The organism is Pseudonocardia sp. KRD291 (assembly GCF_019263595.1).
Taxonomy (GTDB): Bacteria; Actinomycetota; Actinomycetes; order Mycobacteriales; family Pseudonocardiaceae; genus Pseudonocardia.
This window is the reverse complement of record NZ_JADQDD010000330.1, coordinates 1-6263: the sequence shown is the minus strand read 5'-3', so window position 1 is coordinate 6263 and position 6263 is coordinate 1. Positions and strand designations below refer to the sequence as shown.

Here is a 6263-nt window from a genome sequence, read left to right as displayed (position 1 = left end):
GACCGGGCGATCGGTCGCGCACGCCGCCGCCGAGCGGCTCAACCCGGTCACCCTCGAGCTCGGCGGCAAGTCCCCGCAGGTCGTGTTCCCCGACGCCGACCTGCAGGCCGCCGCGAACGGCCTGATCGCCGGCGTGTTCGCCGCGACCGGCCAGACCTGCATGGCCGGGTCGCGGCTGATCGTGCACGCCGACGTGCACGACGAGCTGGTCCGGCTCGTCGCCGAGCGCGCGGCGACGATCAAGCTCGGCGACCCGAACGACCCGGAGACCGAGATGGGCCCGGTCGCGAACGGGCCGCAGTACGAGAAGGTGCTGGGCTACCTCGACACCGCGAGGTCCGAGGGCGCCACCGTCGCCTACGGCGGGGCGGCCGAGGACTCCCTCGGCGGCTACTTCGTCAAGCCCACGGTGCTGTCGGTGAAGCCCGGCGACACGGTGTTCCGCGAGGAGGTGTTCGGTCCGGTGCTCTCGGCGGTCATGTTCACCGACGAGGACGAGGCCGTGAAGCTCGCCAACGACACCCCCTACGGCCTGGCCGGCGCCGTCTGGACCAAGGACGTGCACCGCGCCCACCGGATGGCCGCGAAGATCAAGGCCGGCACCGTCTGGATCAACGCCTACCGGGTGGTGGCGCCGAGCGTGCCGTTCGGCGGGTTCAAGCAGTCGGGTCTGGGCCGGGAGAACGGCAGCGGCTCACTGGACGCCTACCTCGAGGACAAGTCGGTGTGGGTCGAGCTCAGCGGCGGCACCCGGGACCCGTTCACCCTGGGCTGAGGCGGGCGACCCGGAGCCGATCCCGATCTCGGTGCCCGACACCCTTGACCTTCGCCTGAGGTAAGGCTAACTTAATGACGTCGCTTCGTGGTGGGAGCGGCGCGTCAGTTCGGGTAGATGGTGGCCCGGTCGCATGCGGCCGGGCCACCATCGCGTTGCAGCCCCGGCGACGCGGTCACCGCACGTGGCATTCCTTCAGGTAGCTCAGGAACGACGCCTGTATCCCGGTGACGTGCGTCTCGTCGAGCAGCGCGGTGGAGAGACTCCTCGCATGACCTCTGGCTCGTAGCTCGTCCAGGGCCCTGAGAACGTGGCGAGCGAGGCCCCGGTACACGGCGACGTCACCCAGGAGCTCGACCCTGTTCAGGGTGACGTGGAGGCGAGGCATCGCCGGGTCGCCACCCTCGTGGTGCTCCGGAAGGGCTCCGATCAGGTCGAACACCTGGCTGTCGGCACTGCTGATCCCCGGAGTGCCGGCCCCGATCGTGGCGAACGGTGTCGTGCCACGAAGCCACGCATAGAGCGCGAAGAGGCCTCCGTACGAGTAGCCGAACAGACCGTGCCCGGAATCGCTGACACGAAATCGCGACCGCAGGAGCGGGTGCAGCTCGGTGACGAGGAAGTCGAGGAACGCATCCGCGCGGCAGTCCGAGAGCTGCTCGAGGTAGGCGTCGAGTTGCTCCTGGGTCATCTTCTCTGCATCGCGGGCCGACGTCAGAGCCGCGATCACCTCGTCGCCGACCGGCTCCCCGGGCGGCACGAGGTCGCGGTTGCGAAGCCGCGACCAGTCCGCTGCCTCATCGCCCGCATAGCCCACGCTGACCTGGATGTACGGCGCGACGCTCAGATACGGGTCCGCCTGCGCGACGATGAGGGGCGCCGTCAGACCCACGGTCATGTTCCCGTCCAACACGTAGATCAGCGGCATCGACTCGCCGAGGTCCGTGTAGCCGGGAGGCGTGGTGACCCAGACGCCGAACCGGTGTCCCGACCGGGACGCGACGTCGAGGTACTCCGTGTCCGGTAGGCAGCCGTGCAACATCGCGCTCATCGATCGTCCTCACCTGTGGTTCCGCGCTCGTGCGACCTCCGGGCAAGAAAGGTCTCGCCCTTCGCCCTTCGTCTGAAGGCCAGCATGGTGCCTCTCGATCGCGACGGCAGTAGGCGCGTGTCGCGACGTCGGCGGGCGGTCTTCGACATGTGTTGCGGCCCGCCGGCGCGGCAGTGGCGCCGACCGCGGTCGGCGTGCAGTGTGGAGCGTCGCCCGGTCCCCGGCGAGCGGCCGGTGATCGCCGCGCGTACGAATGACGGGTACACCGCAGAAGCCGACCCGCCGCGCGGGTCGCCCACCGGCGCAGCAGAGGGGACCAGCACCGATGACCGAGGACGGACCTGCCGACCGGGCCCCGATGAACGGGGCGCAGGCCCTGATCCACAGCCTGGTCGACGCCGGCGTGGACGTGTGCTTCATGAACCCCGGCACCTCGGAGATGCACTTCGTGCACGCCCTGGACGCGGTCCCGGCGATGCGCGGCGTGCTGGCGATGTTCGAGGGCGTCGCGACCGGGGCGGCGGACGGCTGGGCGCGGGTCACCGGACGTCCGGCCGCGGTCCTGCTGCACCTGGGCCCGGGCCTGGGCAACGGCCTGGCGAACCTGCACAACGCCCGTCGCGCGCACTCCCCCGTGCTGTGCGTCGTCGGTGCGCACGCAACCGGGCACGTCGCCTACGACGCCCCGCTGCAGTCCGACATCGAGTCCTCGGCGCGCACCGTGTCCGGGTGGGTGCACACCAGCGGCACCTCACGGTCCGTGGCCGCGGACGCGATGCGCGCGCTGGAGGCCACCGGGCGCGACGGCGGTCAGGTCGCGACGCTGGTCCTGCCCGCCGACGTGTCCTGGTCCGGTGGTGGACGACGGGCGCCGCGCCGTCCGGCGGTCGCGCGCACCCCCGTCGAGAAGTCCGTCGTCGACGACGTCGTGGACGCGACCGGCGACGGCGACGCGACGATGCTGCTGCTCGGCGGCGCGGCCCTGACCGAGCGGGGCCTGCGGGCCGCGAGCCGGATCTCCCGGGCGACCGGCACCCGGCTGCTGGTCGAGCGGTTCGTGACCCGGATGGAGGCGGGTGCCGGCGTGCCGACGGTGCGCCGCCAGGCCTACCCCACCGAGCATGTCCGCTCGCAGCTCGACGGCGTGCGGCGGCTCGTCCTGGCCGGGACCCCGGCGCCGGTGGCGTTCTTCGCCTACCCCGGCCTGGAGAGCGACCACGTCCCCGCCGGCTGCGAGGTGATCGAGCTCGCCGACGTGTCACAGGACGTGGAGACGGCGCTGGAGTCGATCGCCGACCGGGTCGCCGCCGGCACCGAGCCGCAGCTGCCCGCGCTCGACGCGCCGGAGCCGGAACCGGGCCCGCTGACGGTCGCCGGCCTGGCCGCCGCGGTCGCCGCGACGCTGCCGGAGAACGCCGTCGTCGTCGACGAGGGCCTGACCTCGAGCATGGGGCTGCCGCCGGCGCTGGCGACGGCGAACCGGCACACGCTGCTCACCCTGACCGGCGGCGCGATCGGCCAGGGCCTGCCCGCGGCGACCGGCGCCGCGGTCGGCGCGCCGGACCGCCCGGTGCTGTCGATCGAGGCCGACGGCAGCGCGCTCTACACGATCCAGGCGCTGTGGACCCAGGCCCGCGAGCGCCTCGACGTCACCACGGTGATCGTGAACAACGCGGCGTACGCGATCCTGCGCGCCGAGCTCGCCCGGACCCGCGCCGGGGAGCCCGCCGAGCGGGCGTCGCGGATGCTCGACCTCTCCGACCCGACGACGGACTTCGTCTCGATCAGCCGGGGCTTCGGCGTCCCGGCACGGAAGGTGACCACCGCGCAGGACCTGGTCGTCGCGCTGCGCGAGGCCTACGCCGAGCCGGGCCCGCACCTGGTCGAGGCGATCGTCCCGCCGGTGGCCTGAGCGTGCCCACCGGTCACCGGGACGCGGCGGGCCTGCGCGCCCGCCGCGTGCCGGTCCGGCGTCAGACCCGGGCGGCGTGCACGACGAGGTTGTCGGTGTAGCTGCGCGCGCCGCGGTCGAACTCCCCGGCGCAGGTGACCAGCCGGAGCACGTCGTCGGCCGAGGCCCCGAACACGGCGAAGGTCGGGAAACGGTCCTTCGCGACCTGCTCGGTGCGCGCCACGGCGTAGCGGGCGCTCGTCCCGTCGGAGAGTCCGACCTCGATCACGTCGCCGGCCCGCAGGTCACGCAGGCGGTAGAACACGGCCGGCCCGCTGCGCGAGTCGACGTGCCCGAGCAGCACGGTCGCACCGGAGCGGTCCTGCGTGGCGCCGTTGTCGAACCGGCCGACCCGGTCGTAGTCCTGCGGGACCTCGGCCGAGCCGTCGTCGGCGACACCGAGGCCCAGCAGCTCCGGCTCGTCGACCCCGATCGCGTCCGCGCGCACCGACACCGGGACCGGCCCCTCCGCGGGGCTCGCGCCCGGAGTCGGCGCAGGCGGCGGCGCCGCAGAGCCGGCGCCCGGTGACGTGGCCGGTGACGTGGCCGGCGCTGTGGCAGCCGCCGCGCATCCCGCGAGCAGTAGCAGCGACACGACGAGCGCGAGAGCGCCCGGGACTCCGCGCCCCGGACGCCCCCGCAGGGACCTGTCAGGAACGCGCACGGTTCCGGCGCACCGCCACGGCGCCGACCCCGGCGGCCGCGAGCAGGCCCGCCGCACCCAGGGCCACGGTCGCGCCGGTGTCCCCGGCCCCGGTGGCGCCGGCGCCGGTCTCCACGCCGCCCATCGGCACCTCGGTCAGCTGGCCGCGCACCGCGCCCGCGGTGAAGTCGGCGGTGTGGGTGTCACCGAAGAACGCCGACGGGTCGGCCTCGATCTCCTTGAGCGAGAACCCGGTCCCGGAGTCCTGGCCGTTCGCCATCACACCGGTGGTGAACGGGCCCTGCAGGCAGCCGGAGCTGGTGCGGGTGTCCCCGTCACCGGCCGGGTTCGGGAACGCGATCCGCGGCGGGCCCGCCATGCCCGGCTGCGCCTCGTGGATGTGCGTCGCGGTCTTCGCCGGGCTCTTGTAGTCGCCCTGCACGCCCTGCAGCGTCAGGTCGTAGCAGATGACCTCCTGGTCACTGTTGATCCGGTAGTTGAACGTGCCGGTCGCGCCCGGCTGTCCCGGGGCGGGCTGGTTGTCCGTGCCGATGACCATGTCGGGAGTGGCCATCGCGGTGAACATGCTGGTGAACGAGCCGGGCTCGTCCACCTCGGTGTCCTGGGCCAGGGCGGTGCCGACGGACACCGCCGTGAAGGCCACGGTCGCGGCGGTCAGGAAAGCGAGGCGAGGGGCGATACGGCGCACGGGGCGTCCTTCCGGAGGTGTTTGTCCTGATCACCCGTATCTACGGCCGCCCCGGGCCGTGCGTTCACCCGTCCCGCAGAATCTTTCGGCCGCCCTCCGTTCCACGACACCCCGCACCGAGACCGTGGGCGCGACGGCGTTCGGCCGCGAGCGTGCGCAGGACCCGGGCCCCGTCGGCGAACGTGCGCAGGTTGGTCTCGCCGTGCATGCGCGCCCGCTCCACCGACGCCACCTCGGTCACCCGCAGCCCGGCCGCGGCGACCCGGCAGGTCAGGATCGTCTCGATCTCGAACCCGTCGCCCCAGGCGATCGGCCCGCCCCGGTCGGGGGTGGCGGTCGGTGGCAGGTCGAGCGTCGGGACGACGTCGGTCCAGAACGCGTTGTAGCCGTAGCAGAGGTCGGAGTACGCGGTTCCGAACAGCCCGTTCGCCACGGCGTTCAGCCCGGCGTTGCCGTATCGACGCAGGGCGGTGATGTCGTCGCTGCCCCCGCCGCGGGCGAAACGGCTGCCCTTGGCGACGTCGGCGCCGGCGACCAGCGCGGCGACGAACGCCGGGATCTCGCCCGGGTCGGCGGAGCCGTCGGCGTCGAACATGACGATGACGTCACCGGTGACGGCGGCGAAACCGCACGCCAGGGCGTTGCCCTTGCCGCGGCGGGTCTGCGTGACGAGCGTGGCGCCCGGCATCACGCGCGCGGCGGTGTCGAGGGTGCCGTCCACCGACCCCCCGTCGACGACCACGACCTCGCTGACGGAGGGCTGCGCGGCCAGGGCCGGGAGCACGAGCTCGAGGTTGCGGGCCTCGTTGCGGGCCGGCACGACCACCGACACCCGCGGGGTCGCACTGCGGCCGGGTTCCGCCGGACCCGCCGCCGCGGGCTCCGGCCGCCGGGGAGCCGGGACGTGCGGTCGGCCGTCACCGAGATGGTCGTCGGGGCGGACGAGGCGCTTGGACGCTCTCCCGGGCAACTGCTGGCGCACCGTCATGGCACCTCCGTGTCACCGACCCCGACGGGGTCACACGGGTGGTACGCATCCCGGGCGGAAATCGTTCACCCGGAGTGATGCGGCACTCAGGCCCCGAGCGTCAGCGGGTGGTCGCAGCCGGTACGTGCTCGGTGACCGCGGCCGGA

The 6263-nt window shown here is 73.4% G+C and carries 6 protein-coding genes; 2 read left to right on the top strand and 4 right to left on the bottom strand.

What is annotated here, in order from left to right:
• Positions 1-775, top strand: a 775-nt coding sequence (locus I4I78_RS28660) for an aldehyde dehydrogenase family protein (protein ID WP_218614626.1), incomplete at its 5' end; no start/stop codon positions are given.
• Between the two features lie 175 nt (positions 776-950).
• Here the strand turns inward: I4I78_RS28660 and I4I78_RS28655 are convergent.
• The gene (locus I4I78_RS28655; RefSeq protein ID WP_308252425.1) at positions 951-1817 is read right to left on the bottom strand and encodes an alpha/beta hydrolase-fold protein; all 867 of its coding nucleotides are present in this window, start codon (positions 1815-1817) and stop codon (positions 951-953) included.
• A gap of 367 nt (positions 1818-2184) precedes the next feature.
• On the opposite strand from I4I78_RS28655, the gene I4I78_RS28650 reads away from it, so the two are divergent.
• A complete protein-coding gene (locus tag I4I78_RS28650; RefSeq protein ID WP_218614627.1) occupies positions 2185-3738 on the top strand; it encodes an acetolactate synthase large subunit in 1554 nt (517 codons plus the stop codon).
• A 61-nt stretch (positions 3739-3799) separates the two neighbouring features.
• Here the strand turns inward: I4I78_RS28650 and I4I78_RS28645 are convergent, their stop codons facing one another.
• The 3 genes from I4I78_RS28645 to I4I78_RS28635 all read right to left on the bottom strand — a co-directional run bounded on the left by I4I78_RS28645 (position 3800) and on the right by I4I78_RS28635 (position 6117).
• Positions 3800-4231, bottom strand: coding sequence for a class F sortase (locus I4I78_RS28645; protein WP_218614624.1), 432 nt, complete (start codon positions 4229-4231; stop codon positions 3800-3802).
• Positions 4232-4427: 196 nt separating this feature from the next.
• Positions 4428-5129 carry a CHRD domain-containing protein gene (locus tag I4I78_RS28640; RefSeq protein WP_218614623.1) on the bottom strand — a complete coding sequence of 234 codons (702 nt, stop codon included), beginning with the start codon at positions 5127-5129 and terminating at the stop codon, positions 4428-4430.
• Positions 5130-5193: 64 nt separating this feature from the next.
• Positions 5194-6117 (bottom strand): glycosyltransferase family 2 protein, encoded by a 924-nt coding sequence (locus I4I78_RS28635; protein WP_218614622.1) that lies wholly within the window; start codon positions 6115-6117, stop codon positions 5194-5196.
• Positions 6118-6263: the final 146 nt, after the last annotated feature.

Excerpts from the sequence above, each read along its gene's own strand:
- I4I78_RS28655 (WP_308252425.1), bottom strand. The coding sequence starts at position 1,817 with ATGTTGCACGGCTGCCTACCGGACACGGAGTACCTCGACGTCGCGTCC.
- I4I78_RS28650 (WP_218614627.1), top strand. The coding sequence starts at position 2,185 with ATGAACGGGGCGCAGGCCCTGATCCACAGCCTGGTCGACGCCGGCGTG.
- I4I78_RS28635 (WP_218614622.1), bottom strand. The coding sequence starts at position 6,117 with ATGACGGTGCGCCAGCAGTTGCCCGGGAGAGCGTCCAAGCGCCTCGTC.